This is a genomic window from Streptomyces sp. NPDC043870 (genome assembly GCF_056435785.1).
This window is the reverse complement of sequence record NZ_JBWKDT010000021.1, coordinates 116025-139787: the sequence shown is the minus strand read 5'-3', so window position 1 is coordinate 139787 and position 23763 is coordinate 116025. Positions and strand designations below refer to the sequence as shown.

The following is a 23763-nucleotide window of genomic DNA, read 5'->3' as shown; positions in this document are numbered from 1 at the left end:
CCCCCCCCCCCCCCCCCCCCCCCCCCCCCCCCCCCCCCCCCCCCCCCCCCCCCCCCCCCCCCCCCCCCCCCCCCCCCCCCCCCCCCCCCCCGGGGCCGGTGCCGGGGTGCCCGTGGGCCGGTGAGTGCGGCGAAAAGCCGTGCGGGGTAGTCATGAGGACTCCGTGGCGGCGTCGATGAGATGGCGTACGAGAGCGATCAGGGCCCGGACGGAGGAGGCGGCGTCGCGGGCGTCGCAGGCCACCAGCGGAGTGTTCGGAAGCAGGTCGAGGGCCGTGCGGAGGTCGTCCTCGGCATGCTGGGGGCTGCCGGGGAACACATTGACGGCGACGGCGAACGGAAGATCGAGGTCCTCAAGATTCCCGAGGGCACCGAACGAGGCGGCCAGGTCACGGGTGTCGATCAGCGCGAGTGCGCCGAGCGCGCCCTTGGCCAGATCCCGCCAGGCAGGCAGGAAGCGCTGCTGGCCGGGCGTCCCGAACAGATACAGCACCAGCTCCCCGTCGATGGTGATCCGGCCGAAGTCGAGGGCCACGGTGGTGGTCGTCTTGGCACGCTCGCCGCCGGTGTCGACCCGGGCGCCGGCCTGGGTCATCACCGCTTCGGTGAACAGCGGCGGGATCTCCGAGACGGTCCCGATGAGCGTGGTCTTCCCGACCCCCAGCGGGCCGACGACGAGGATCTTGGCCGCGCCCGCGACACTCGACGTGAGGTACTTGCCGGACGGCGTCTCCGCGGACGACGACACCGGAGCGTCAGAGACGGCTTTCGAGGCCATGGAGGACCTTTCTCAGCATGGTCACATCGGCGCGTTCGGCCGGCGGAATGGGCGGACGGGCCAGGATCAGCCCCCAGTCGATGAGATCAGCGAGCAGCACCTGGACCACCGACGGCGGCTGGCCCAGGTGCGCGGCCACCTCGGCCACCGACAGCAGGCCCTGACAGTGCGCCAGGATCATCCGGTGCTCGGGCTGGAGGGCCTCCGGCACGGCGACATCCGCGGCCATCACCAGGGTCTCCCAGGACAGCGGCACAACGCCGGTGCCCGCCCGGCCGCCGGTGATCACGTACGGACGTACCGCGCGCGTGGTGGTCCGTCCTTCCGAACGGTCCGTCATGAGGACGGGCTCACCGGTTCCCGCGGCTGCGTGCTCAGATGCGCGCCGATCTTCGCCACGAGCAGCTGCATCTGCTGGGCGACCAGGCCCACATCGGCCTCGGTGTCCGTGGCGACGCCGAGATGGGCTCCGACGCCCGCGTGGGTGAACAGGACGAAGCCGTGCTCCGACTCCAGCATCAGCTGGCGCACTCCGGCGCCGCCGCCGAACAGCAGCGCGGCGGTGGACCGTCCGGTCATCGTCATCGCCGCGCATGCCGCGGAGAGCGATTCGGCCTCCGGGACACTGAGCCGGGCGACCGGCCCGGTGAGGTCCTCCGCCGAGGCGTGGCCCAGCCGCAGACCGTCCTCGGAGACCACCACGGCGTGCCGGACCCCCGGGATCTCGGTCAGCGGGCGAAGCATCCACCCCAGGTCGGGCAGCCTCGTTATCGCTCCGGTCACTGCCGGCCTCCCTCGTGATCGGTCTCGTCGGGCATGGGGGTGTCCTCCAGGGCGGCGCGACCCCGCCGTGATCCGGAGAGCACGCTGGCGATCGACGCACGCGCGGCCTCCGGGGTCCAGGTGCTGTCGGCCGGTTCGGGCTGCGGAGTGTGCAGAGTCTGCTGCAGGGCCGCTTCACGGGCACCGCGCCGGCTGCGGCGCCGGGGCAGGCCGCCCGGAGCGGGCTGCGGGCCGTCGTCGGCGCGCGGCGCGTCGGCGTACGGCGGCTCCTGCGGCGGCGCCGTCGCGCCCTCCGCCGGCTGCGGCGTCTCGTACAGCGGTTTCGACGGCGCCGGCGGCGCCGCCGCGGCCGGGGCGTGGCGCGGCGCCGCGAAGTGGGAGAGCGGCTCGGTGAGCAGCCGGTGCGGAACGAACGTGACGGCGCGGGTTCCGCCGTACGCCGACGCTCCCGTCAGCTCCACGTTGAAGCCCAGCTCGCGGGTCCAGCGGCCGACACAGGCAAGGCCGAGGCGCGGCACCGCGCCGAGCCGGGCCAGGTCCAGGTCGTCGCGGAGCTGAGCCGTCGCCTGGTGCAGGACGTCGGGCGGCATTCCCAGGCCGGCGTCGTCGATCTCGACGACGGCCCCGGCCCCCACTTCCCGGATGGTGACGACGACGTGGGTGCTGGACGGGGAGAACACCGTCGCGTTCTCGAGGAGTTCGGCGATCGCGTGCATGAGGCCCTCGACGGCGGGCGGCACCACATGGAGCGACTGCCCGCCGTGCACCTCGACCCGGCCGAACTCCACGATGCGCGACTGGGCGCCGCGTACACAGTCGTAGAGCGACACCGGCCGGGTTTCGCGCCTGGCAGGCCAGATACCGCACATCACGAGCAGTGTCTGGGCCTTGCGGGTCATCTGCGCCGCCGCGTGGTCGGCCTTCATGACCTCGGCCATCAGCCCGGCGTCGTCGATGGAACGCTCGACCTGGTCCAGCACCTGCTGCTGCACCGTGGCCATCGCGTGCATGGTGCGGGCGACGGATTCGAAGGCGGACTGCACGGAGTCCCGCAGCGCCCGCTCCCTGCGGACGGCTTCGTCGGAGCCGAGTGCTGTGACCACGGCGGCCAGTGCCTGCGCGAACTCCGTTCCGGTGTCGGCTTCGGAGCCGACCGGCCCGGGTACGCCGTCCAGCCGCCGGCCGGTGCGTATCCGTTCGGCGATGGCGGGGACCCGGACGTTCGCCAGATGCTCGATCTCGGCACCGCGGGCGGCTGCCAGTCGCTGGTGCAGCTCACGTCCGCCGCGTTCGGCATTGCGCTCGCGCCGGAGCCACAGCGCCCAGCCGAGGAGCGACAACGCGACGACGGCGCCGCCCGCGCTCAGCAGTACGGTCATGACACAACGCTTCGGGATAACGCGACCACGGAGAGAGTGCCCCTTCCAGACCACACTGTGGCTCCCCGGGCGATCGGGAGCATCCAGATCCTACGATCAACCAGACGTTATCGAACGCCAGTTGCGCAACTCCCGTCATCTTCTGCCAACGCTGTCACAGAGACCGATGGCTACCGGTGCCGGGATGCTGCACAGTGTGGGTTCGGCCTCGCCTCGCCCCGCGCGGGTGCGAGGGCCACGGCAAGCAACGGTGCGGCGGCGACTCCCTCGCCGACTTCGCCCTTGGGCTGCTCATCGGGGTCTGCGCGGGCACGTATTCGTCGGTCCTCACGGCCGTGCCGGCGGCTCTCGTCCTCGAGGGCCGGTGGGGCGCCCCGGCGGCGACGGCAGGCGGGCGCGGTCGTCTGCCGGTGACGCGCCGGGACCCGAGGGACAACGGGGCGCGGGTCTGACCCGGGGCTTTCCCGCCGGGCCGGTTCCGCGCCCGCGGTACGGAATCGGCCGGTGCCGCGCCATGGCCCGCTCCGCGATCCTGACACCGTGGCCGTCAGGACGCCGCGGCCGCCGCGATCGCCTGCTCGAGTTTGGCCATCTGCCGGCCGTGCAGGTCCTCCGGCAGCTGCGACTTCTCCGGCTCGAGCAGATTGAGCGTGAAGAACACGGCCACGTTCCTGCCCTCCCTCACCGCCGTGAGGTGCATGGGCATCCGCGTCCCCTGGGCCGTGCCGGTCATCGCCCAGGCGACCGACTCGTCGCCGCCCTCCGGTGCCTCCTCGCTCTTCACGTCGACGTACTTGATGGTGGACCCGTCGGCGTTCCCGGACGTCGAGAAGCCGCCGCCGCATGCGCCGAGGGCCTTGCGGACGCCCGCGAGCGTCTGCTGCGCGCCGTCCCCCTCGTAGGAGAAGAGACTCACGGTCACGGTGAGGCCCGGTGTGCCGCTCGACAGGAAGGAACGGTTCGCCCAGTCGACGGCCTCGGGGGTACGGGCGGTACCGGCCGCGGTCATGTCGGCGAGGGCCCGGCAGTCTTCGCGGTCGGCCTTGGGGCGCCGGCTCGGCGGGCTGTTCTCCTGGGCCTGGTACGAGGGGACTTCGGCCTGGGTGACCAGTGCCGTCCGCAGCGCGTCGGCCCGCAGGACGACAGAGCCGGCACCGCCCTTGTGCCCATCGGGAGCGGGCATGCCCGACGCACCGGAAGGCCCCGGAGAGCCCGGTTTCCCGGGAGAGCTGGTGCAGCCGGTCAGGAGTGCGGCGGCCACGGCGAGGGCGAGCGCGCCGCTGCGCCGGAGGGCCGGAAGAGTCATGAGTGGCATGGGAATCCTGTCGGTTCGGTACGGCGGCGGGCGGCTCGCGGCTCCCGGTGTCACAGGCGTCCGTACCATCAAGCGCACCCAGCCGCCCGCGGATCACGGGTGGCGTGGAAAGTGTGTCGCGGATCACGGCGTGTCGCCGGGAGGGACCCTGGGCGGTTCGGCCGTGTCGGGACGGCCTGCACGGCGGGTTCTCACGGGGTTCACCGGACCCGTCTCACCACGCGCAGCAGGTACTCCTTGCGGTCGAGCGGGTTGTGGTCCGTACGCGGCCTGACGGCAAGATACGTAAACAGGAGATGTCTTGGCTGGCGCGGTGGTCGCTTGTGGTCCCGGTATGCGCAGGCGATCTGCCGCGTTCTTGCCGGGGCGGCGTCGCTGCGACAGGATCGGTACGCATGGATCGTGTCTATGAGGACGAGCGCTTGGCCTGCGCGTACGAGCGTGGCAATGAGATGCCCGAAGCCTCTCTGCGGGCCTGGGTCGACCTGATCGGTTCCTACGTGCGCCGTCCGTCACCGGCCATCGTCGAGATCGGTGCCGGGACCGGCATGTTCTCCGCTGCGATGGCGCGCTGGATCGAGGGCTCCAGTGTGCTGGCCATGGACACCTCCGAGCCGATGCTGGCCGAAGCCCGTCGCCATCATCCGCACCCCGCGGTGCGCTATGTGTCCGGGTCTGTGGAGGACGTGCCCGCCGCCGCGGGCCCCTTCGACCTGGCCTTGCTCTCCCGCGTGATCCATCACATTCCCGATCGCGCCAGGGCGGCTCGCGAACTGGCCGGCATTCTCCGCCATGAAGGAGTGGTGATCATCCGGACCACGTTCCGGGAACGGCTGGACGCGGTGGTCTACGACTACTGGCCCCAGCTGCGGTCCGCTGATGAGCGGCGATTCCCGGGGCAGGAGGAGTTGCTTGCCGACTTTGCGGCCGCCGGCTTCGCGGTAGAGGAGGTCACCTCCTTTGCCCAGCCGGTGACGGCCGGCCTGCGCGACTACCACGCCCGCTTGGCCACCCGCCCACAGTCGAAGTTCACCTCGCTCACCTCTGAGCAGTTCCACGAGGGTCTGCAGCGTCTCGCTGCCGCGGCCCGGGACGAGGCTGCCGACCGACAGGTACCCGTCGTCGAACGCTACGACGTAGCCGTGTTCTCCCGCCCGTGACTGCAACGCTCACGTGGCGATGCGGCGGTAGCAGGTGCCCCGCAGCCGCCCGGTAGTACCGCGCCCCTGCCCGGCCGCACACCACGGGCGACACCTTGCTGCGGCGGTCCAAGCAGGGGCGCGGTATGTGTTCAGGATCCGGCGCCGGTGGCCTGGCGCTGCTCACATTCCTTCAGGAACGTCAGCTTGGACAGCAGGCTGCGCTCCGCCCGGATGCCCAGCTGCTTCAGATGGCTCTCGACCAACTCCGTGAGCCGGTCCAGCTCGGAGTCGAGCAGGGCGTGGTCCAGGCCCTCGTGCACACGGGTCTTGAGGTACTCGATCTCGGCCTGGCGCAGCTTGTACCCGCCGGCCACCGTGACGTCGTCGATCTCGATGCTGAAGCAGTGTCCGGTCTTGGCGGACTCCAGGTTGACGTCGAAGCGCGCCCTGACGAGCGGGGGCAGACGGTGGAAGGAGAACTCGGGGTACTCGCGAGCCAGGAATGCCTCGAGGTCGTCATCGGGAATGTCCAGGTTCAGCCGGAAGGTCTCCCCGCGCCTGAGCGCGTCGCGCTCGAACTTCTTGATCTTCATCAGGTACCGGCCGTCGGGCATCTTCGTGAAGCCGAAGTATCCCGCCTGCTCGCGGGGACTGCGCACCTCGAAGGTCTCCTGGGCGTACTGCCAGCGGGTCAGCTCGTACCCGGGGTCGAGGAAGAAGCCGGGGTACCGGCCGTCCTCGGCCGCCGCGCACATGGCCACGGCCAGCTCCCAGATGCTGACCTCGTCGAGGAGATTCACCTTCTGCTCGATCTCGATCTCCGGTTCGAGGACGGTGAAGGCGCTGCCCTCGAAGAGGACGGAGTCGGCCAGTCGCGAGGAGTACCCGAAGGCCTCGCGGACGAGGTCGGACGCGGCGGTGCCGGTGGCGTGCGTGAACCGTGCCACCCGGACGAAGAGCACGCCCAAGGAGCGCACCCTCGAGCACATCAGGACCTCGGTGAGCTGCTCCGAGCCGGTGCGGTGGGTACGGAGCAGCATGAGCGGGGCCAGACCGGCCAGGTCGTACTGCTCCAGTGCGGCGGCCGTCGTGCCGTGCGCCGGGGCTGTGAGCGCCTCGCCAGGGCCGAGGCCCGCCCAGACCGGTGCGGCGGGGTCGGCGGGCGCATGCACCGGACTCCCCCCGTCGCGGTCCAGCACCAGGACGCTCGTGGCGACGGTGTCCGAGGGGCACAGATGCTCGGTGGCCCGGTACGCGTCGCCCGGCTCGGCGGCGAGTTCGACGGCTACGAGGGGCGTGTTACCGCCACCGGCCACCTGGTACTGCCGCGAGACGTCGCCCAGTACCAGGTACCTGGTGACGTGCGCGGCGGCGGGCTCGGTGTCGGCGTTGGCGTTGGAGGCGTGCATTGCTGGATCACTCCTTCGGTGTCCTGCGGGAGGCAGGGCGGGTGGGTCGTGCGGCGGGGGGTCGGCGCGTCGTTCGGGCGGGAGATCACGGGAAGCGGGTGACAGCGTTCCGGTCCGTCTGGGCTCACCCCCACAGCAGGCTCAGACACATCTCGGCGGAGGCACGCAGCTCGGAGACCGGAACGCGTTCGTCGACTCCGTGGGCGAGGCGCTGCTTTCCGGGACCACAGACGTAGGCGGGGACGGCGAACCGCCGGCGCAGGGTGCGTGCGTCGGTCGGCCCGGGGTAGACGAGGTCCGCATACGCCGAGCGCCCCGCGGCGCCGCAGGTGGCGACCAGCCGGTTCCACAGGGGCGTCACCGGGCTCTCGGAGGCCTCAGCGGTCATCAGCAACTCGCTGCGGAAGGTGACGTCCTCGGGAACACAGTCGGCCACCATCCTGCGTACGGCCTCCTCGGTCACCTCGGAGCCGCCGGGCGGAAGGCGCAGGTCCCATTCCGTACGACAGGTCCCGGGAACAGCGTTCACCCGGGTGCCCCCGGAGATCCGGCCCAGGGTCGCGGCGACCGGGCCACCCGCCGGGTTTCCCGCGAACCGGGCCGCCGCGGCCGTCGGGAGCAACTCGGCGAGACGACAGGCGGCGAGCACCGCGGACACTCCTTCCTCCGCGCGTCCGGCCGGGGCCTCGCGCCCCTCCAGGTCGATGCCCAGCCAGGCAACACCGCGTTCCATGCGGTGTGGCACCAGGGCGGTCGGGGCGAGGACCAACGCGCCCTCCAGGGGCGGCAGCCGCAGTGTGCCGGCCAGCGCCTGCCAGCCGGCCCGGCCGCCGCGCTCGCCGTCAGCGGTGAACGCGAGCAGGAGATCCCGAGGACCGGGGCGTCCCGCCGCATGGTGGGTGAGTGCGGCTTCGACCGCTGCGGCGATGCCGCCCTTCATGTCTGTGGATCCGCGCCCCCACAGGTCACCTCCGGTCACGACCGCTTCGAACGGCGGCTGCCGCCAGTCGTCCGCTTCGGCCGGAACGGTGTCCGTGGCGGCGGTGAGCAGCAGTACGGGCCGGGACCCGTCACAAGGGCCGTACCGGGCCAGCAGGTTGGGGCGCGACGGCACCTCCTCGGTGACCCGGACCTCGTCCGCCGAGTGTGCGAGCACCTCGGCCAGGATGCCGACCACGGCCTCTTCCGTGGTGACCGGGTTGTCGCTGCGGGTGCGTATCAGCCGCCGGGCCAGGGAGACCAGCCGCGCCGCGTCCACGGCATCGCAGGGGCCTTGGGCCGGCGAGGGGGCCGCGGCGGCGGGAGTGGGTTGAGTGGGAGGGGTCGGAGGAGAGGTAGGTGCAGTCATGCCATGAGTCCCGGGTCGGTGCCTTCGTGCGAGGCGTTGATGAACTCGGTCGCCTGGCGAAGGCCGTACGGCTGCATGTACTGCGCGGCCCGCGCGTCCCGCAGGATCCGGGAGGCCGGATGCCCCCATCGGTAGGCGGACGCCCCCGCGGCCGACAGCGCGAGGTCGGAGAGGGCGAGGGCGGTGTCGTGCGAGCGCAGACGGCACAACTGCCAGTCCCGTGCCAGCGCCAGGGTCCCCGGGCCGTCCGCGGGGTCGTGGTCGTCCAACTGCCGCAGGAAGCGCTCCACCAGGGCACGGGTGCCCCCCAGTTCCTTCTCGGACCGGATCGCGGCCGAGCCGAGCCAGGCCCCGGGGCGCTGCGTGCCCGCCCGCCGGAGGGCGGTGAGCAGGGCGTGGTGCGCGGCGGAGGTCAGCCCCAGATAAATCCCGAGCATGCCCCCGGAGCTGAGCATCCGGCCGCCCAGGGCCCGCGGGTCGTAGGAGCCCCAGGGCCCTCGGACGGCCAGGCTCCACGGCAGTGCCTCGGCCTCGTGGAAGTGCACCGTCTCGCTGGCCGAGCCCCGCAGCCCCAGTCCGTCCCAGTCGTCGGCCACTTCCACCGCCGCCGAGCGCGGCACGATCGCACTGCCGAGGCGGTCGCCGTCGGGGGTGCGGACCCGGAGCCGGACGGCGAAATGGGTGGCGGCGGGTGCTCCCGAGACCATGATCTTCCGGCCGCTGACGGTGGCCGCGCCGCCGTCCTTGAGTTCGGCCGAGGTGCGCACGGTGAAGTAGCCCGCGCCCGCCTCGGTCGCTGCGCCCGCCACGAAGGCGGAACCATCGGCCATGGCACGCAGCAGCCCGTCGGACTCGGGGGCCGAGGGGCCGGCGGCCAGTCCCAAGCCGCGGGAAAGCTGCATGTGCAGCGCCAGGGCGGCCGAGGCGTCGGCGAAGGCGATCCGCTCGAGGCAGGCGGCCACCTCAAGGAGGCTGCTCACCCCCAGCCCGCCGTGGGCCTCCGGCACGGTGGCCCCCATCAGCCCGGCGGCGGCCAAGGCGCGGTGCGCCTCCTCGACGTAGTTGCCCTCGCGGTCGTGCCGTTCCGCGTCGGCCGCCACGGCCGCAACACATCCCTCGGCCCGCTCGACCGCCGACTTGCCCTGCGGTGTGCGCGGGTGCAGGCACCAAGCGGTGTCGGGGCCCGGTGCGCCTGGTGGCGGGGCCGTCACCGCGCACCGACCGTGACGGGGAAGGGGTGGATGCCATGGGTGCGCAGGAAGTCCACCGAGGGTTCCAGCCGTTCGCCGGCGTCGTCGATGCCGACGCCGACCATCACATCCGCTTGCGGGGCGTAGCGGCGCAGGCAGCGGTCGAGTTCCCGCCAGTCCACCGTGCCGGTGCCCAGTGCCAGGTCGGAGTCCTGGTCACCGTGGTTGTCCCCGTACTGGACGTAGGCGGTGGCCGGGCCCGCCCGGCGTAGCCAGTCGTCCAGGGACACCGTGCCGTGGACGTTCCAGTGTGCGACGTCGAAGCACAGCCGCAGCCGCGGGGAGTCGAATTCCTCGACGAGGGAGAGACTGAGGTCCGGGGTGCGGTCCCACATGTTCTCCAGGAGGACGGTGACGCTCCCGAGATCCTGGTCCGCGAGGAAGGACAGCCAGCCACTGCGCCACTGCCGGTCATAGCAAGGCTCATTGAGCATCGGCAGATGATTGCTGTGCAGTATGAGGAACTCGGCACCGAGCCGTTTGGCCCATTCAAGGGACGCGGATACGCGTTGGGCGGAGGCCTCACGGACGGCACGGTCGGGAGAATGGACAGCTATATCGATATAAGGACCGTGGATCACCTTGACGAGATCGGCACCACCGGAAATCTTTAGGAAATCCGAGAAGTACTCTTCCAGCATGTCCAGATTTTGCGGGTATGCCGGTTCGATCAGCTCGAAGTGCAAGTTGTTTGTCCTGGCCACGTTGACATAGCGAGATATGTCGTGCAGTCTGGGCTGAATAGTGACGCGAGACACTTTAATCCATTCATGCGGGTAGTCTGGAGGTATGGAAAAGTGAGGCCGGAGGGGCGCAGCGGCTATCTTGTCGCGGTCGTGGGAATCGACGGTGCCGGTAAAACGAGCCAGGTGGGAAAGCTGGCCGAGTGGTTCGAGGGCTTGGGGAACCCCACTCGGTGCTTCTTAAATCAAACGCAGCTCCCGGTCCGTCGGGCATTGGACGCGATTGCCAGAGAAGAAGGCTTCCCGGGGCATCTGGATATGATCGGGGCCGACACGATCAGACTTATTTCGGCCTGTGCGAAGCTGTCGGCGCTCGCTCCTGTCGATGAAGTGCTGCGCACCCCGGGTGCCGTGGCGCTCACCGATCGCTACACCGTTTGCCAGTACGCCGCTGTCCGATTGCAGAAGGCAGACAACGAGGAATTTCTACGGCGGCTCAACCGGGTCCTTCCGAAGCCCGACCTCACTCTCTACCTCGATGTCGAACCAGAGGTCGCCCAGGAAAGAATCAGGCGACGTGGAATCGACGAGGAGACGCTGGAGTTCCTCATCGATTTCCGGGAGGCCTACCGCTCCCTCCCGGAATTCAAGGATTTCGTCGTGCTGGACGGAAACGGTACGTTCGACGAGGTGCAGGAACTCCTGCGCAAGGAGATTCAGCGGGCCCTGCCGGAAGCAGTGTCCACGCCTGCCCGTGCGTAGACGCTGACGTGGGAACGGGAGCCGGCCGTGAACGGGTGCCGGCTCCAGTTCTCCCAGCGGTCCTCCAGATGAAGGCCCGCCCGCTCGGCCATCGCGTCGAGTTCCTGCGGCCAGCTGTAACGCACCCGGGTCGGGTAGAGGGCGAACCCCTCCTCCGTGACTTCCAGATCGAGGGACTCGACGACCTGGGTGTCCGCGCTGTGTCGCGACACCTGCAGAAGCAGGCTGGAGGTGCCGAAGTCCTTCACGCGCAGGGCCGGGCCACCCTCGAACTGCTGCGGTGAGGGCACGAACGCCTCGACGACGAAGCGCCCTCCCTTGGCCAGGTGCCCGGCGACGCTCCCGAAGCAGTTCTCCTGCTCCTCCGGATCGTCCACCAGGAACAGGGAGTTGAAGGCCACCCAGATCAGCGAGAAGTCCTGGTCCAGGGCGAAGTTGGTCATGCTGCCCAGAGTGCCGGTCACGCGGTGGCCCCCGGGCGCGCGGCTCAGCTCCTCGAGCATCTTCGGGGAGCTGTCCAGCCCATGGACGGCGACGCCCTCGGCGGCCAGCGGGATCGCCAGCCTGCCGGTGCCCACGCCGAGTTCCAGCGCGGGCCCGTCTCCGGTCAGCTCGGTGAGCAGAGCGACCGCTTCGGGAACATCATTGCGCCCGGCCACCTGCCGGTCGTACACACCGGCGCGGGCGTCCCCGTACGAGGCCGCATCCCAACCCTGAAACGTGTTCACATCACACTCTCCTCGGCCGGTGTCCGCAGTCCTCCCACCGGGGAGGACTGCGGACACAGCGGGCTCTTCGACGGCTCAGGCCTCGACCTTCGCCAGGAACTCCTGCCAGCGCTTCTTCTGCTCCTCGGTGGAACCTTCGCGGCAGACGTGGTCGCGTAGGTCCTCGTCCCAGGTGATGGGCTCCGGGTCCTTGTCCGCCAGCTCGGACATGCCGTCGAGCAGCGAGTTGTCCATGCCGGGCAGCAGCTCCGGGATCCAGTACGCGAGGTAGTAGAAGACGCTGCGCCCGGGGCTGAAGCTGGGGTTGCGGTTCTCGTAGTTCTCCAGGCTGAAGGCCGGGTAGGCACCGTCGCCGATCTTCTTCGGCACCTTCCAGATCGGGTAGCAGAAGGTGACTTCACCGATCTTGCGGAACGGGGCGGGCAGTGGGAGCAGACCGCGCGAGACGCGGGCGATGTGCTCGGCGACGATGTCCTCACGGTTCGCGCCGGTGGCGACGTACTTCATGCCGCGCTCGACCGCGTAGCGGGACAGGACGCGGCGCAGTAGCCAGGTCCCCATGAACTCCAGGTCCGCGTCGGGGAAGAAGTCCCGGAAGACCTTCTTGACCGAGCCGAGTTCCTTCAGGCCGGCCAGCCGCGCCGTCTCCGGCTCCTCGACCACGTTCAGCTCGATGCCGTGCGCCGTGCACAGCTCACGGGCGTTGTCCACCTGCGCGTCCCAGTCCGGGATGCCGAGCATCATGACCGGCACCACGCGCTCGGGTTCGAAGTAGCCGGACTCCATCAGCGTGGACAGCAGCACATTGGAGTCGCCGCCGCCCGAAGTCCCCACGACCAGGCCGCTGCTGTGGTCGCCGGGCCACTGCTTCAGCACGTCAGTCACGCTCGCGCGGACGAACTCGAAGCACTCCGCGGCGGACATCTGCGTGTGAACACGCTGGAAGGCCCCGCTGTCCTCGGTGGGGAAGGTCCACTCGGTGGTCGCCTCCGGATGCAGGCGCGCGTTGGCAGTCTCCACGCCGAGCAAGCCGGGAAGATTGATGTTGCGGGTGACTCGGGCGAATACCTCGGCGTCGCCGTCACCGTCGCCGGGGCGTGCGGTGGAGGCAGGAACGAAGACCGCACGCCGGTGTCCGTCCCCTCCGTGCCCCTCGATCCGGTAGGTCCACACTGCTGAGAGCGGGATCCCGTACAGCCTCAGCAGTGCTCCGACGGTCGGTGCACTCTCATGCTCGAGCAGGTACTCGCCGTGGTTGGTCTGCAACCGGACTCGCATATGCCGTTCCGTTTCGTCAGCAGGTCGATCATCGTCGATACAAGTGCCGCTGGTGAGGCGCCGAAGCCCCCCACCAGCGGTGTCAGGACGAAGAGTCCTGATGAGGGGCCACGGTCAGCCGGTGGCGACGATCGAGTTGCAGCAGGAGACGGACTCCAGGCCGCTGTCCGTCGTGGCCGCCTCGCGCGCACCGAGCACACCCAGGTTCACGGCTGCGACCGGCTCGAACTCGACGAGAACTGCCGCCGGGGCGTTGACCAGACCAAGTTCGGTCTTCATGGTTCTCAGCTCCTTATGTGTTGAAGTGGTGCATCTATCAACCACGCCTGGCGGCGTGGTTGTTCAGGTCGGGCGTCAGGACGCCCGGAAAGGGAGGAAGACAGGCTCGGGGTACGGGGCGCCGGGGTGCAGCTGCCCCTCGGCGTGCTCGGCGATCCGCCGCGCGATGTCGCGACAGTCGCCGATCCGGCCCAGGGCGGCACGTTCACGCATCTCCCGTGCCTCCGGGAACTCGCTCTCGGGCAGCTCCCACAGGGAGCGCTGCATGGCGGTGTCCATGGCCCCGGGGGACACGCAGAAGGCCCGCAGCCCTGCGGCCTTCTCCTCCGCGGCAAGGGCTTCGGTGAGGCGTTCCACCGCTGCCTTGCTTGCCGAGTACGCCGCCCAGCCCGGGCGCGCCGCGCGCGCCGAGCCGGCGGTGAGGTTGATCAGTACGCCTGCGTCCGGACGGCTTCGGACATGCTCGGCGAATACGGAACTGCCGTTGATCACGCCGAGCAGATTGGTACCGAGGATCCGGTTCCAGCGTTCGAGGTCGCCGTCCGCGACACGGAAGACTTCCATGACTGCGGCATTGTTCACCCAGACGTCGATCCGGCCGTATCGGGCAACGACGGACTGTGCGAATTTGCGCGTCTGCTGCTCGTCCTGTATATCGGCCGAGCAGTGCATCGCAATGTCTCCCGCATTGTCGGGAGGGGTGCTGCGTGATATTCCCGCCACCAGGAAGCCACGTTGCCTGAATTCCGAGCAGAGAGCCCGACCTAAGCCGCGACTTACCCCGGTGATCATGCAAACGGGCTGGTGAGAGCCGTTTGTCCTCAACATTTCCCCCGTGCGCGAAGATTCAACGCGATTGAGCAGATACCCTCGGTGAAGCGGTCGTGCTCTTTCGATTTTCTCTTGCCTGAACGAGTCTAGGATCATCGATGCATCGACGGCAAGCGTTTCTGTTCTTTTTTCTTCGATTCTTGTTTCTTCGGTTCTTGAGCGGATCGATCCGTTCCCGATAAGGGAATCCGTCGCATGTCGAAGTCGAATTGACGCCGCGGACTCTCTGTCACTCCCGTGCGTTGATGGCGTTTCTCCTGTTGCGGCGCGCCTCGCGGACGACCTTCCGATAGAAGGAGGGATAGCTGTCCTCGGCGTGTGCGGCGTACTGCTTGGCGACCGGATGCCGCTGGGCCAGTCTGTTGATGGGCACCACCATCGCCGCATGGTGCTCCACGTGGAAGTTGTTGCCGTTGGTGAACCAGCGGCTGAATCTGCTCCCGCTGATTGTCCGCGTATTTCGCAGCACATCCGTATTGTCCTCGGTGTCGCACAGGACGTGCTCGGGCAGCTCCAGAAGGAAGTGGATCGGTATCGAGAGCACCAGCGGAACCGCCCACAGCAGCACCACGGCCCGGCTGTGCCCCAGGGCGGCCGCCGCGCCTGCCGCGAGCACCGTGATCCCGAGCAGGCGGTACTCGTTCATGACCTGGTGTCTGGTGCGTTCCCCGATCTGCCCCCGGGTGTAGGACCAGGCTCCTGCGCAGCTGCGGACGACGTCTACGCCGACCTGGATCAGGCGTGCCGGGTCGACCGCACCACGGAGCAGAGCGCTCCAGGTCAGCGGTGCCCGGGTATCGAAACCGAAGAACTCGCTGTCCTGGGGAGTGCCCAGGTACTTGTGGTGCTGCAGATGCTGGACGCGGTAGTGGCTGTAGGCCGACAGAAGGGGAATCCCGAGCAGGACTCCGACCGGCCGGTGGACCGCGCTGCTTCGGAAGGCGGAGTGGTGCAGGCACTGGTGCTGCAGCTCCACCAGGTGCGTGTACATCGCGGCGAGGAGGAGGACTCCTACGGCTTGCGCCGGCCAGGAGCGGCTCAGGGCGAGCAGCCCGCCGACGCAGCAGAGGACGGCTGCCGCCGTCAGCTTGCCGAGAAAGACGAGTTCGTCCTTCCTGGACACTCGCGCCCGCTCGAACAGCACGGACGTCGGAACGTTGCTGATGCTCACATCCCCTCCCCGATCCTGCCCCTGCCCCTGCCTCGGCGCTACCGCCAGGCCACCGTCGTGTCGTCGGCGTCGGTCCGGTAGACCTGCCGTTCCGTCACGGCGTTGATGATGCGTGCGCTGCGCCAGGCCACCAGCGACAGCAGCGTGTCGTTGATCCCGTGGTCGGCCTCGGAGAACCCCTGGGTGTAGATCCGCAGGCCCTCCGGTCCGTCGAAGTCCACCGAGTAGTCGGCGTTCACATCGAACATGCCGTCCCTGAGAGCGAGTTGGTCCTGGATCGGCTTGAGGTACTCCGGGATCCGCCTGCGGTACCCGGTGCAGAGGATGACGAGGTCTGCGGGCAGCACCTCGGTGGCGCCGCGATTCTCGTCGTGCAGGGTCACCCGGTATCCGGACCCCTCCTGCTCCAGGTCCACGGCCCGGCGTGAGGTGAGCAGCCGGTGCCGCATCCCTGCACGCAGCACATGGTCGAGGTGGTAAAGGCGGCGATAGATGGCACCGAGCAGCTCGTCGGTGATTCCGTCACCGCCCGCGTTCAGCTGCTCGCCGACCAGGTCTGCGCGGCGCCCGGCCGGCAGCCCATGGAAGTAGCCGGCGTACGCGGAGGAGAACCACTCATTGGTGAACGGCGAATCGTCCAGGGGCTGGAAGCCGGCCTTGCTGGAGGTCCAGGTGAGGGAGGCGGGCAGCGCATGTTCGTCGGACAACAGGTGGTTGACGACCTCGGCGCCGCTCTGACCGGCACCGACGACCACGACTCGGCGGCCCTTCCACTCCGGGCGCACCCGGGTGAAGTTGCCGCTGTGCAGCACGTGCTTCCCCTCGTGCGCCTTGGCGAAAGAGGGAAGCCGGGGTTCGGCACCGGAGCCGACGACGACCGACCGCGCGGTGCGCTTCTCGCCGCCTTCGCAGGTGATCTCGAAGCAGTCGCTGGAGACCGTGACGGAGTCGACGCGGGTACCCCACCGGATCGAGGGCAGTTGCGCGGCCGCCCACTGGTAGTACTGCTCGAACTCGCGCCGTGAGCAGCTCAGGCCGTTGGCCTCCAGGAACCGGAACGCCCTGCCTTCCTGGACGAGGAAGTTCAGGAAGGAGAACTTGTTCCTCGGGTCGACCAGGGTCACCAGGTCCCTGAAGTAGGTGACGGTCAGCTGGGAGTCGGGGAGCATGAGCCCCTGATGCCACTCGAACCCGGGCTTCTCGTCGAGGAACAGCGTGCGTAGCTCGGGCAGCGGGTCGGCCAGGGCCGCGAGGCTCAGGTTCGCCGGCCCCACACCGATTCCGATGACGTCATGGTCAGCCATTGTCGCTCTCTCTGCTCTCTCCGGGGACGGCGGCGGGTCGGATTCCAGCGGTGACGGGCAGTTCGACGACCGTGGGGTCACTGCCAGTACTCGTTCTGGATACGGGCTATCCGGTCCACGAGCGCGGCATCGTCGGGGGCCTTCACCACGTACGAGTCGAGGAAGTCGGTGGAATGCCGCACTCCGCCGCGCCCGTTCCCGGCACCGTGGTGCGCTATGTGCTCCACGACGCCGAGGTCGTCGAACCTCTGCGCGGCGATACCGCGCGCGTCGCCCCCACCGGGGTAGAACGCGATGAAGCCGCAGGTCCCGGTGGTGGTAGTGGAGCCCAGGGACACCGGAAGCCCGGCGTCGATGCGGATCTGCGCCTCGACGATGTTGAACCCGTACTGCCACTGGATGACCGGTGGGATGACGCCGCCGGGGGGCCTGCCGGCGACCTCGCAGAAGACGAGCTCGTCGGACGCGGTGCGGAAGAGCTCCAGGTGTGTGGTGCCGTCCTTGAGGCCCAGCGCGGCAAGGACGGCCGCGTTCAGCCGATGGATGCGACGCACCAGGTCGGGCTCGTCGACGAGGACGGTTCCGAAGATGCCCCCCGGTGAGTAACCTGCTGGGTCCGCAAGGTACTTGCCGACACTGGCGAACCTGATCCCGCCGTCCACCACGACCGAGTCGCAGTGGTAGATCCGGCCGTCGACGAACTCCTCGATCTCGTAGTGCGAACCGGACAGATCCAGGCCCGCCACCACGCCGCGCGCCTGCTCGAGGGAGTCGACCATGTAGAGGTCCCTGGCGGCGAGCCCCCACCGGCTCTTGATCACTTTCCGGCCGGTACTCCAGTCCACCCGGTCGAGGTCCGCCGGACCGTCGAGCGCGGCGAAGGCGGGTAGCGCGGCCGCCCCGGCCTGCCGCACGACTTCCTTCATGCGCAGCTTGTCGCGGAAGCGCACCGCGGTCTCGTAGTCCATTCCGGGCAGCGAGAACTTCGAGCGCATCTCAGCCGCGAGGAGTACGGCCCGCTCGTGCACGGCGATGACCCGGCTGATGGGGTGGTGGCGAAGTATCCAGCTGCAGATGTCCCGCCAGCGGTCAAAATCCTCGGCGTCGCACACGGCGACATGGGGCAGGGAGTGGTCCGCGAAGCCGTCGAGACCGCCGTGGGCCCGGTGGCGGGTGACCAGATGGATGTCGATCTCCGATACCGGAAGGATGTGGGTGCCGCCCCGGCTGAAGTGCGAGTAATGGTGCTTGTTGATGAAGAGCGCGGCCGGCCTGCTCATCGTCCGGCCTCCTTGCCGGACCCGGCGAGGACGTCGAGCGGCCACACCAGGGAGCTGCGGACCATGTCGAAACCCGTGAGCCGCCTGATCAGGTCGGTCTCTTCGTCAGGACCGGTGCTGTGGCTCGCGGTGAGGATCCGCGCGTCGCCGTCGCGCAGCGCGAGGCGGACGAGAGTGGGGCCGGCCTGGAGACCGGCCGTGTCGAGGAGTCCGGTCAGCGCCGCCAGGGCCGCGTCGTGTTCCCCGGGTGACAGGACAAGCTCGGGCACCAGATGCTCGGGTAACGAGGGAACACGTTCGCCCTCCTCCACCGCGGCGATCCACCGGTGCGTCCCGTCCGTGGTGAAGGTGTGAGCGCGCAGGTATCGCTCCCCGCCGCCGCTGCCGCTGGTCGCCCCGGCCGCGACCAGAGCCTTCACCACCTCGGCCCGGGTGCCGACGGTGCCGAGCAAGGAGTTGGCCGTCGCCGCCGGTAAGGACCCCGCCTCGGTCAGCGAGACGACAGCCGACGGGCTCAGTGGACGTAAGACGGTGTCGACGAAGTCGGCGAAGGAAGCGTCCTCGAATTCGACCGAGTAGTAGTCCGTGTGGTCCTCGGCCAGCTCGTGCGCCGGTGCGCCTGGCCGCTGCACCAGAGCGACGCGGCAGCCCAGGCCGTGCGCGGCCCTCGCGGCGGACACCGTCGCGTCGATGAGGGCCAGCGTACGAACGCCGGGCCCCTCGGTCCTGCTCGCCCCTACCACTTTCCTCCCCCGATCCCGCTGTCCCGATCCGCTTCGAAGTACCCGGCCTCATCCCTGACGCTGGTCAGTTCCCAGTCCTCCCTGCTGCGTATGTACCGGGGACTCTCGGCGACGATCGACTCGGTCGAGGTCCTGCCACCGTCGAGACGCCAGCGGACCGTCCCGGTGACGCGGCGGCCGAGCTCCGCGACGAACGACTGGCAGGCCGCACGGAGTTCCCCGAACCACCGGCCTTCGACCGCCTCGCGCACCCAGATCTGCTCCAGGTGCAGCTTCTCCCTGAGCGTCTCGGCGTCGAGCGTGGCGGTTTCGAGGTGGCGGTGCGAGGCCATCAGCAGCCAGGCCGCGGGTGCCTCACGCACCTCCAGGACCTTTGCTCCGCCGGGCAGATGCTCCAGGCCGGTGTGCCGGCCGAGTCCGTGGGCACCGACGATCCAGTTCAGTGTGCCGATCAAATCGACGAGGTCCATGCGCCGGCCGTCGACGGCCACGGGAACACCCGCTTCGAAGGAGACCTCCACCGACTCCGTATCCGGGGCCGCTCGTTGGGCACTCCACCGGAAACACGACTCCGGTACCTGGTGGTTCTCGGGGTCGTCGAGGATCCCGGACTCGAACTCACGGCACCACAGGTTGGAGTCGGCGCTGGCTGAACGTTCCGCCATCTCCTCCAGACCGATGGCCCGCAGCTCCTTGATCTTCTCCTCGCGGGGCACGGGTTCGAGCTCGTACGGGCTGCCGAAGTGGCCCTGGAACCCCAGTTGTTGCAACGCCCCGTTCAGCCTGCGCAGGGTGTTCTGCGAGCGATTGGCCGTGTGCAGGACGACCTCGGCGCCGAGGTCCTCAGCCGTACGCAGGGCCGCATGGGCGAAGAGCGGACGGCTGAGCGAGGAGCTGATGGGATACGAGCCCAGGTAGACGGCGTGCGCCGCGATCGCGGGGGTGACGAACTCCCGCGCGAACGAGGTGCGTTCGTCGAGGATGTGCAGCCGGACGCCGAGCCTGCCGGTGATCCGCTGCAGCTCCTGCTGACTCTCGTCACCTCCGACGTCCACGCTGACGGCGTGTACGTCGGTGGCCCCGGCCTGCACCAGGCGGTGCAGAAGATAGGAGCTGTCCAGCCCTCCGCTGAACAGCGTCACGACGGGGCGCTTCCAGTCGACCTCGCGGTGCGTGATATCGCGAAAGGAGCGCACAGCCCTCGTTCTCACACTTCACGTCCTTCTGGTTCAGCTGCCTGGGGAAGGGGTGGTGTCCGCTCCTGGTCGACCGGTCAGCTCTCTCCTTGGTCCGGGGCCGTCGCCGGCCCGATCGGCAGTGCTGTTCTCACGAAGAGAAACTAAAGGGCTGAACCTGGATTGGCACTTCCAGGAAGCCTCGGACTCACCGGAAGGGGCTTCACTCTTCGGAGAAGTGCAGGACTCCGTAAAGAAGTCCAACCCTGCCATCAATACCGGAATCATGCCGACCGGCGGAGAAGAATGGTGCCGGGAGTACCTTGCCGCGCATTCAGTCGGAAACGGTCATTGATCATTTCTCGACGAGAGCGTAGGCAGACCGGCCTCGGCAAGTCAACAGCTTTACGAGGGAGGCGAGTTGGCGGCGAAAGGACGTAAAGCCGCAAAACGGGCACGCATCAAGGAAACCAGTCAAGACAGGCATAGCATCAAGGTTTCTTCCTGTTCTGTTCCGGCGCTGTCGGGCAAGCCTTGACATGCTGTCAACCTGTGGCCATGATTGATGCGATCTTGCTCAGGCTCCGGACTTATTTGCCGACCTGGGTGTGGGCGCCGCTACAGGGGGTTCGAGTGAGGCGCAAAGCTCTGCCGTGTTCAAAATCAGGCCCGTTACCGGCTCATTTGACGGCCACTCGGCAGGCGTCGGGACATTTGATATCGGCGCGTTCGGCCGGATTCCCGGATGGCTCCTCCTTGTTCCTTGACCGTGGCTTTTCCCGTGGTTGCGGGCTCATCGCGCGGCGTCGCGAAGGCGCACTGTGACGGACAAGCCCGCACCCACGCCCGACGACCTCGAATCGGACAAGCGGGTTCTGCGCGTCCTCATCGCGTCGTCCGTGCTCTCGAAGGTTGCCGACTGGCAGCTGGGTATCGTCGTTCCGCTGGCCGTGCTGGCCGAATCGGACTCCGTGGCCATGTCCCTGGCACTGTTCGCGCTGCGTGGCGTGAGCTACGTGGCGTCACCGTTCGTCGGATCGGTCATCGACCGGTTCGACAAGCGGACGGTGCTGGTGCTCGGGCTGATTCAGCAGGCGATGTGCCTGGCCCTGCTCGCCGTTTCGTTCTCCAGTCCGCCCGCCGTCGCCCTGCTGGTCCTGCTCTCCGGGGTGGGCAGCGTGGCCTGCACCATCACCGGCCAGTTCGTGATGATCCCGCTGCTGATCAGCGCGCCGGGCCGTCCCGTGGCAGTGGCGAAGCTGAACTCGGCGGTGGAGCTCTCGAAGATGATCGGCCTTCTTCTGGGTGGGGTCGGCTTTGCGGTCTTCGGCCCCTCGGCAGCCTCCGTGTGTATCGCCGGCGTGTACGCACTGGCCGGTCTGGTGGCCATGGTGCTGCCCGGAGTGCCTTCTGCCCAGACCGAGATGAACCTTCGCCGCGATCTCGCGGTCGGGTTCCGCTGGGTGGGGAAGAAGGAAATCCTCTGGCTCGTGGTCACCATGTCGATCATCAATATCTCCATCGGCCAGCTGGAGCCGGCGCTCATCACCGAGTTCGCCCGCCAGGAGCTCAACACGGGTGTCATTTCGTTGCTGATGGCCGTGGGTTTGTTCATGGGGGCGGTCGCCAGTCGTCTCGCTCCTGCGATCCTGCCGGGGTGGAGCACGGAACGGCGCATTCTGGCCGTCCAGATCCTCGCCTTCGTGGGGCTCGCATGTATCGCAGTCCCGGTGCTCCCGGTGCGCATTTTCGGGTTCATGGTGGAATGCTTCGCAGTGGCCGTGAGTAATGTGGCGTCCATCACCTATCGGCAGGAGACCATCCCTCCAGAGTTCGCGGGCCGGGTCAATGCGACGATCCGCATGTTCATCACGGGCGCGGTACCGCTGTCCGGATTTCTGTACGCCTGGGCGAGCCGCTTCGACGGTTACTACTATTGGCTTCCGACGCTGGCCCTTTGGGCGATCGCAATCGTGATCTGGGCCGTCTACACCCGAAGCAGGATGCGGACCACCGTTGTGGTCCCCCGCCAACAGGAACCGCAACGACAGTAATCACACACGTGGACCGTGAATACCAGGGACCGCTGAACGCGAACCACCCGGCACGAATCGCACGACAGGAATTGCGCATTGGAGATCATTGAACAGGACCACCTCGTCGTCGCCTCGGTAGATCTCGAAGAAGCAGGAGAACGGGCCTGGGAGAGAGCGAACACACGGGTCGACGTGGTCAGGCTGCTGGACTCCGAGGGCGTCCAGGACGACGTCCTGTCCCCGTTGGGATTCGTGGCCCGCCCGCGCTGGCTGAACTGGTGCGCCCCGGTGGGGGAATCAGAAGAGGAGTTCACGGCCGCTCTCTCCGGCACGGAGCGCAGGAACATCCGCCTCGGCCGCCGGTTCGTCCAGAAGCACGGACTGCGACTGCGCGTACAACCGCAGCTCACAGCGGAGTTCATGGACGACTTCCTGGTCGTCTACGACAGCCAGATAGCGAGCATGCCCCGGGGGAAGGACTTCGCACGCCGGTGGCGTGACCGCCTGCTGGCAGCGGCCGACGAGCATGTGAGCGTGTGCCTGCGCGATGGGGACACCATGCTCGCCGGGTCCATCTGGCGGAAGCGGCCCGAGCTTATGGTCCTGCAGATGCGTTTCTCCGCCGCCTCACCCGGAGCGCGATCTGGCCGCGCCCTGCGCGTGCTCTATGCGGAGGCCATGGCGGTCGCCCGCGAGCACGGACTGATCTACGCCTCCCTGGGCAACGATCCCGCGCTCTTCGGCCAGGTGGTGCAGCCGGGACTGTTCAACTTCAAGAGCCGCATGGGCTTCACGCCCGTCGCCTCGGAACTGCTCGACTCCTCCCTTGCTGGTGAGTTCGCCGACCGTATCCTCAGTCTGCGATCACTGGCCAACCCTTCACTGCTCGTCACCTGGGGGCGGCACCGCGGAGAACTGCCCCCTTGGCCGGATGCCGTACGCGGTGGCATCCACGACCTCCTCGTCCTCACGGACGACCCGCACGAAGAACTCCTCAGCCGATTCCACGGAGCCGGATTCCGTGAGTCGCGGGTGGTGACGCTGAAGGAATACGTCGACTGAGCCGAGCCCGGTGTCCCCGGGCAGTAAGTGGCATCACCCAAGCGGCCCTACGGCCTTGGGCACGCCGGCTTCTCATTCCGGCTGTACTCCGGCGTGGACCACCCGAAGGCGCTCGCCGGGCGCGCCAGAACCACGCAACCGAATCAGGGCTGTCCCACCGGGACCACCGGCTCCCCCGCCCGCAGGACGCCGATCATCCGGGTGACCGTCTCGGCCATCGCCCGCCGCCCGACCGAGAGGTAGCTGCGGGAGTCCACCGCGTCGGCGTTGGCGGCCAGGTACTCACGGATGGCGCCGGTCATCGCGAGGTTCAGCGCCGTCCCGATGTTGACCTTCGCGATCCCTCCGGTCACGGCCGCGGACAGCTCTGGGTCGGGCACACCCGAGGAACCGTGCAGCACCAGCGGTACCTCCAGGGTCCCGGACAGCCGGGCCAGCAGGTCGTGGTCGAGCGCGGCCGTGCGGGACGTCATGGCGTGGGAGCTGCCGATCGCGACGGCGAGGGCGTCCACACCGGACGCCGCCACGAACTCCCGTGCCTCGTCCGGGTCGGTGCGGGCACCCGGAGCGTGGGCGTCCAGCGGCGGTGCGCCGTCCTTGCCGCCGACCTCGCCCAGTTCGGCCTCGATCCAGAGGCCGTTGGCATGTGCCCAGTCGGCCGCGGTGCGGGTCGCGGCGAGATTCTCCTCGTAGGGCAGGTGTGCCGCGTCGTACATCACGGAGCTGAACCCGGCGTCGGCGGCCTGCCTCAGCAGCTGCCCGCTCTTGACGTGGTCGAGGTGGAGCGCGACGGGTACCGCGGCCCCTTGGGCCGCCTCTGCGGCGGCCCGTGCCAGCGGGCGGACCCGCCCGTAGCGGAACTTCACCGCGTTCTCACTGATCTGCAGGAGCACCGGGGAACCGGCGGCCTCCGCCCCTGCGACGACGGCTTCGGCGTGCTCCAGCGTGATGATGTTGAACGCGGCCACGGCGCGGCGTTCCGCGGCGGCCTCGGCGACCAGGGTCGCGGTATCGGTGAGCGGCATCGG

Annotated in this window: 23 protein-coding genes and 1 pseudogene; 5 read left to right on the top strand and 19 right to left on the bottom strand. The window is 68.7% G+C overall.

Annotated elements, in window-relative coordinates:
• Nucleotides 1–150: 150 nt before the first annotated feature.
• Genes AC0699_RS24345 through AC0699_RS24330 form a run of 4 tightly spaced genes read right to left on the bottom strand, consistent with a single transcriptional unit; the run spans nt 151 to nt 2939 of the window.
• Complete coding sequence (locus AC0699_RS24345) at nt 151–777, bottom strand: GTP-binding protein (protein WP_478663801.1); 627 nt, start codon at nt 775–777, stop codon at nt 151–153.
• A complete protein-coding gene (locus tag AC0699_RS24340; protein WP_478663798.1) occupies nt 755–1117 on the bottom strand; it encodes a DUF742 domain-containing protein in 363 nt (120 codons plus the stop codon). The genes AC0699_RS24345 and AC0699_RS24340 overlap by 23 nt, the downstream gene beginning before the upstream one ends.
• A complete protein-coding gene (locus tag AC0699_RS24335; RefSeq protein WP_478663795.1) occupies nt 1114–1560 on the bottom strand; it encodes a roadblock/LC7 domain-containing protein in 447 nt (148 codons plus the stop codon). The genes AC0699_RS24340 and AC0699_RS24335 overlap by 4 nt, the downstream gene beginning before the upstream one ends.
• Nucleotides 1557–2939, bottom strand: coding sequence for an ATP-binding protein (locus AC0699_RS24330; protein ID WP_478663793.1), 1383 nt, complete (start codon nt 2937–2939; stop codon nt 1557–1559). The genes AC0699_RS24335 and AC0699_RS24330 overlap by 4 nt, the downstream gene beginning before the upstream one ends.
• 254 nt (nt 2940–3193) lie before the next feature.
• On the opposite strand from AC0699_RS24330, the pseudogene AC0699_RS24325 reads away from it, so the two are divergent.
• A pseudogene (locus AC0699_RS24325) lies at nt 3194–3391 on the top strand (hypothetical protein); the annotation flags it as partial.
• A gap of 95 nt (nt 3392–3486) precedes the next feature.
• Here AC0699_RS24325 and AC0699_RS24320 read toward each other — a convergent pair.
• Complete coding sequence (locus AC0699_RS24320) at nt 3487–4245, bottom strand: hypothetical protein (RefSeq protein WP_478663791.1); 759 nt, start codon at nt 4243–4245, stop codon at nt 3487–3489.
• A gap of 404 nt (nt 4246–4649) precedes the next feature.
• On the opposite strand from AC0699_RS24320, the gene AC0699_RS24315 reads away from it, so the two are divergent.
• Nucleotides 4650–5414, top strand: a complete 765-nt coding sequence (locus AC0699_RS24315; protein WP_478663790.1) for a class I SAM-dependent methyltransferase — start codon at nt 4650–4652, stop codon at nt 5412–5414.
• A gap of 131 nt (nt 5415–5545) precedes the next feature.
• On the opposite strand, the gene AC0699_RS24310 is transcribed toward AC0699_RS24315, so the two are convergent.
• From AC0699_RS24310 to AC0699_RS24295, 4 genes are all read right to left on the bottom strand, one after another.
• Entirely contained in the window at nt 5546–6805 is a 1260-nt protein-coding gene (locus tag AC0699_RS24310) for a hypothetical protein (protein WP_478663787.1), read from the bottom strand.
• Nucleotides 6806–6929: 124 nt separating this feature from the next.
• On the bottom strand, nt 6930–8063 hold the full coding sequence (locus tag AC0699_RS24305; RefSeq protein WP_478663783.1) for a M20 family metallopeptidase: 1134 nt from the start codon (nt 8061–8063) through the stop codon (nt 6930–6932).
• 86 nt (nt 8064–8149) lie between these two features.
• Nucleotides 8150–9253, bottom strand: a complete 1104-nt coding sequence (locus AC0699_RS24300) for an acyl-CoA dehydrogenase family protein (protein ID WP_478663778.1) — start codon at nt 9251–9253, stop codon at nt 8150–8152.
• A gap of 107 nt (nt 9254–9360) precedes the next feature.
• Complete coding sequence (locus AC0699_RS24295; RefSeq protein WP_478663777.1) at nt 9361–10107, bottom strand: sugar phosphate isomerase/epimerase family protein; 747 nt, start codon at nt 10105–10107, stop codon at nt 9361–9363.
• Between the two features lie 132 nt (nt 10108–10239).
• Here AC0699_RS24295 and AC0699_RS24290 point away from each other — a divergent pair, with 132 nt between their 5' ends.
• Nucleotides 10240–10848 carry a dTMP kinase gene (locus AC0699_RS24290; protein WP_478663774.1) on the top strand — a complete coding sequence of 203 codons (609 nt, stop codon included), beginning with the start codon at nt 10240–10242 and terminating at the stop codon, nt 10846–10848.
• Here AC0699_RS24290 and AC0699_RS24285 read toward each other — a convergent pair.
• The 9 genes from AC0699_RS24285 to AC0699_RS24245 form a co-directional block, all read right to left on the bottom strand.
• Nucleotides 10803–11576: a class I SAM-dependent DNA methyltransferase gene (locus tag AC0699_RS24285; protein WP_478663772.1), complete on the bottom strand. Its 774-nt coding sequence runs from the start codon at nt 11574–11576 to the stop codon at nt 10803–10805. The genes AC0699_RS24290 and AC0699_RS24285 overlap by 46 nt on opposite strands.
• 75 nt (nt 11577–11651) lie before the next feature.
• Nucleotides 11652–12854, bottom strand: coding sequence for an adenine nucleotide alpha hydrolase family protein (locus AC0699_RS24280; protein WP_478663770.1), 1203 nt, complete (start codon nt 12852–12854; stop codon nt 11652–11654).
• Nucleotides 12855–12968: 114 nt separating this feature from the next.
• Nucleotides 12969–13133: a hypothetical protein gene (locus tag AC0699_RS24275; protein WP_478663768.1), complete on the bottom strand. Its 165-nt coding sequence runs from the start codon at nt 13131–13133 to the stop codon at nt 12969–12971.
• Nucleotides 13134–13208: 75 nt separating this feature from the next.
• Complete coding sequence (locus AC0699_RS24270) at nt 13209–13925, bottom strand: SDR family oxidoreductase (RefSeq protein WP_478663767.1); 717 nt, start codon at nt 13923–13925, stop codon at nt 13209–13211.
• A 268-nt stretch (nt 13926–14193) separates the two neighbouring features.
• The gene (locus AC0699_RS24265) at nt 14194–15135 is read right to left on the bottom strand and encodes a fatty acid desaturase family protein (RefSeq protein WP_478663764.1); all 942 of its coding nucleotides are present in this window, start codon (nt 15133–15135) and stop codon (nt 14194–14196) included.
• Nucleotides 15136–15173: 38 nt separating this feature from the next.
• Nucleotides 15174–16439, bottom strand: coding sequence for a lysine N(6)-hydroxylase/L-ornithine N(5)-oxygenase family protein (locus tag AC0699_RS24260; RefSeq protein WP_478663762.1), 1266 nt, complete (start codon nt 16437–16439; stop codon nt 15174–15176).
• A gap of 77 nt (nt 16440–16516) precedes the next feature.
• The gene (locus AC0699_RS24255) at nt 16517–17719 is read right to left on the bottom strand and encodes an ATP-grasp domain-containing protein (RefSeq protein ID WP_478663760.1); all 1203 of its coding nucleotides are present in this window, start codon (nt 17717–17719) and stop codon (nt 16517–16519) included.
• The gene (locus tag AC0699_RS24250) at nt 17716–18462 is read right to left on the bottom strand and encodes a hypothetical protein (RefSeq protein ID WP_478663757.1); all 747 of its coding nucleotides are present in this window, start codon (nt 18460–18462) and stop codon (nt 17716–17718) included. Before AC0699_RS24250 ends, AC0699_RS24255 begins: the two co-directional genes overlap by 4 nt.
• Entirely contained in the window at nt 18456–19673 is a 1218-nt protein-coding gene (locus tag AC0699_RS24245; protein WP_478663755.1) for an argininosuccinate synthase-related protein, read from the bottom strand. Before AC0699_RS24245 ends, AC0699_RS24250 begins: the two co-directional genes overlap by 7 nt.
• Before the next feature lie 785 nt (nt 19674–20458).
• Between AC0699_RS24245 and AC0699_RS24240 the strand changes: the two genes are divergently transcribed.
• Entirely contained in the window at nt 20459–21691 is a 1233-nt protein-coding gene (locus AC0699_RS24240) for an MFS transporter (protein WP_478663752.1), read from the top strand.
• 78 nt (nt 21692–21769) lie between these two features.
• Nucleotides 21770–22735: a GNAT family N-acetyltransferase gene (locus AC0699_RS24235; RefSeq protein ID WP_478663749.1), complete on the top strand. Its 966-nt coding sequence runs from the start codon at nt 21770–21772 to the stop codon at nt 22733–22735.
• A 143-nt stretch (nt 22736–22878) separates the two neighbouring features.
• On the opposite strand, the gene AC0699_RS24230 is transcribed toward AC0699_RS24235, so the two are convergent.
• Entirely contained in the window at nt 22879–23760 is an 882-nt protein-coding gene (locus AC0699_RS24230; RefSeq protein ID WP_478663746.1) for a class II fructose-bisphosphate aldolase, read from the bottom strand.
• Nucleotides 23761–23763: the final 3 nt, after the last annotated feature.

What these genes read in the sequence shown, in the direction of transcription:
- AC0699_RS24345 (WP_478663801.1), bottom strand. Translation starts at nt 777, where the DNA reads ATGGCCTCGAAAGCCGTCTCTGACGCTCCGGTGTCGTCGTCCGCGGAG.
- AC0699_RS24340 (WP_478663798.1), bottom strand. Translation starts at nt 1,117, where the DNA reads ATGACGGACCGTTCGGAAGGACGGACCACCACGCGCGCGGTACGTCCG.
- AC0699_RS24330 (WP_478663793.1), bottom strand. Translation starts at nt 2,939, where the DNA reads ATGACCGTACTGCTGAGCGCGGGCGGCGCCGTCGTCGCGTTGTCGCTC.
- AC0699_RS24320 (WP_478663791.1), bottom strand. Translation starts at nt 4,245, where the DNA reads ATGACTCTTCCGGCCCTCCGGCGCAGCGGCGCGCTCGCCCTCGCCGTG.
- AC0699_RS24315 (WP_478663790.1), top strand. Translation starts at nt 4,650, where the DNA reads ATGGATCGTGTCTATGAGGACGAGCGCTTGGCCTGCGCGTACGAGCGT.
- AC0699_RS24310 (WP_478663787.1), bottom strand. Translation starts at nt 6,805, where the DNA reads ATGCACGCCTCCAACGCCAACGCCGACACCGAGCCCGCCGCCGCGCAC.
- AC0699_RS24280 (WP_478663770.1), bottom strand. Translation starts at nt 12,854, where the DNA reads ATGCGAGTCCGGTTGCAGACCAACCACGGCGAGTACCTGCTCGAGCAT.
- AC0699_RS24275 (WP_478663768.1), bottom strand. Translation starts at nt 13,133, where the DNA reads ATGAAGACCGAACTTGGTCTGGTCAACGCCCCGGCGGCAGTTCTCGTC.
- AC0699_RS24270 (WP_478663767.1), bottom strand. Translation starts at nt 13,925, where the DNA reads ATGATCACCGGGGTAAGTCGCGGCTTAGGTCGGGCTCTCTGCTCGGAA.
- AC0699_RS24260 (WP_478663762.1), bottom strand. Translation starts at nt 16,439, where the DNA reads ATGGCTGACCATGACGTCATCGGAATCGGTGTGGGGCCGGCGAACCTG.
- AC0699_RS24255 (WP_478663760.1), bottom strand. Translation starts at nt 17,719, where the DNA reads ATGAGCAGGCCGGCCGCGCTCTTCATCAACAAGCACCATTACTCGCAC.
- AC0699_RS24230 (WP_478663746.1), bottom strand. Translation starts at nt 23,760, where the DNA reads ATGCCGCTCACCGATACCGCGACCCTGGTCGCCGAGGCCGCCGCGGAA.